Origin of the sequence: Flavonifractor sp. (assembly GCF_019422385.1) — a bacterium.
GTDB classification, from domain to species: Bacteria; Bacillota; Clostridia; order Oscillospirales; family Oscillospiraceae; genus Flavonifractor; species Flavonifractor avistercoris.
On the sequence record NZ_JAHZDL010000171.1, the window covers coordinates 1 to 1,858 of the forward strand.

General features: G+C 61.2%; 2 protein-coding genes. Both read right to left on the reverse strand.

The genetic code is table 11. The features are described from left to right. A partial coding sequence (locus tag QZ378_RS12865; RefSeq protein WP_291258553.1) for a type IV secretory system conjugative DNA transfer family protein occupies positions 1–1,537 on the reverse strand: 1,537 nt, incomplete at its 3' end. A gap of 129 nt (positions 1,538–1,666) precedes the next feature. Next, a partial coding sequence (locus QZ378_RS12870; protein ID WP_291258554.1) for a toprim domain-containing protein occupies positions 1,667–1,858 on the reverse strand: 192 nt, incomplete at its 5' end.

Here is a 1,858-nt window from a genome sequence, read left to right on the forward strand (position 1 = left end):
TGACGATGAAGTGCCCCTTGGGGATGGACTTGAGTTCATCCGGGGTCATGAGGGGCCGCTCGATCATCTGGAGGCTCTGGCTGGGGTCGTTCTTTCCCCTGGAGATGGAGCCACTCAGGACAGTGCGGTTGCCCAATGCTTTGGACAGCACCTCGGCGGTCTGGCTGTTAGGGGCGAAGCCGCCGAAGATGGTGTCCTGGCAGTTATCCGTCAGGATCTCCGCCCCCTCCTTGCCATAGTTCTTCTCCAACTGGGCCAGGCTTTGGATGATGGGCACCAGGGTCAGCCGCCGGGAGCGGCCAGCGGAGAATAGGGGCAGGATGTCGAAGGCGGGCATGGTACCTAGCTCGTCACAGAAAAACACCACCCGGCTGGGCAGCTTCCCGTCGTGCTCATCCGCCACAGAGAACAGCTCCCGACTCAGGGTCTGGATCATCAGCCCAGCCATGAAGTTTTTGGTCTGATCTTCCTCCGGAAGTATCAGGAAGATGGCAGATTTCTTTGCGGCAAAGCTCTCGGCGTCTATGGTGCTGTCGAAACACAGCACTTGCTCCAGCTCCGAGTCCAGGAAGGTGTTCAGCCGGGAGAGGACGGTGGACATGACGGAGGCCATAGACTGTTCGGCGGCGGTGAGGGCGGAGCCGGAGAACCACTTGGCCTTGTGTTCCTCCGGCAAGCGGTCCATGAGGAGCTGGAACTCATTCTTGCCGGGCAGAATGCTGGGGGCCAGCAGCTCCTGCACCAGCTTGAATACTGACACGATATGCCGCCGTTCCCGCAACTCCCCGTGGATCCTTTTGGGTGGCAGGTACTCTGCCAGCAGCAGGATCACGGCGGTGAGCACGCCCTCCGCCGCGTCGTAAAAATATTGATTTTGTGCAAAGTTCTCCTCATCCGGGTTGATGACGGTCTTGGAGAGGATTTTGGCGTACTTCTCCGCCTTGGCTCGGGCGGCCAGATCAGCCGGATCTCTCCTGCATGCGTCCATGTAGTGATTGATGAGAGTGAGCAGGTTATAGCCATCTGAGCGGGTGGGGTTCCGAAGATCCACCACTGCCACCTGGTAGCCATAGCAGTCCCGGGCGATGGCCCCATAGTTCCGGGCCAGATCTCCCTTGGTGTCACTGGCAAAGAAGCTCATTCCGCTGGCGCAGGCGTATTCCAAATTGGGGTATAGGAAGAAGGCGGTCTTGCCAACGCCGGAGGCGCCGATCATGAGGCAGTGGATATCGTCCGAATCCACCAGGGCCGTGAGCTGCCCCTTCTTTCCGGTACAGCCCAACACCAGCCCCTGTGCGCCTGGGAGGCGTTCCCCCTTCCGCCACAGCGCGGTCTGGAAGGGGACGGAGCGGAAGGTCTTCTTGATTTCCCCCTGCGTGGCCCAGCGGGCGGTGCCGTGCTGGCCGTCACCCACAGTTTTACTCTTGATGCTGTCCAGGCTGCCCCGGCCGGAAAAGGTGGTAATGGCGACCAGGGCGCCGAATACCACCGCCAGCAGGAGGATCAGCATCCAGGTGTCGTTGTTCACTGCAATCATCCCTTCGTTGTCTGCTCTCTGCGTTTCAATCTGCTTCCAGTGTGACCTTCTGGGCGGGCCAAAATGAACCGGGGCCCAGTCCAGCGGCAGGGCGCACCACCCCCCCGGCGGGCGGTGCGCCTCTGCGGCCTACATACTCTGCCCCATGGCCATGGCGGGGGCGGCCATGGCCTGCCCATGCACCAGGTCGTCGTTCCAGTCCTTATGCACAGGGAGCAGGATACCGCTGTGGTATCCTGCTCCCTGTAACTCTTCCTGGATGCGCCTGGCCGCCGTCTGTCCGGGCTCGTCGTGATCCAGGCAGAGCACCACATCCCGGAG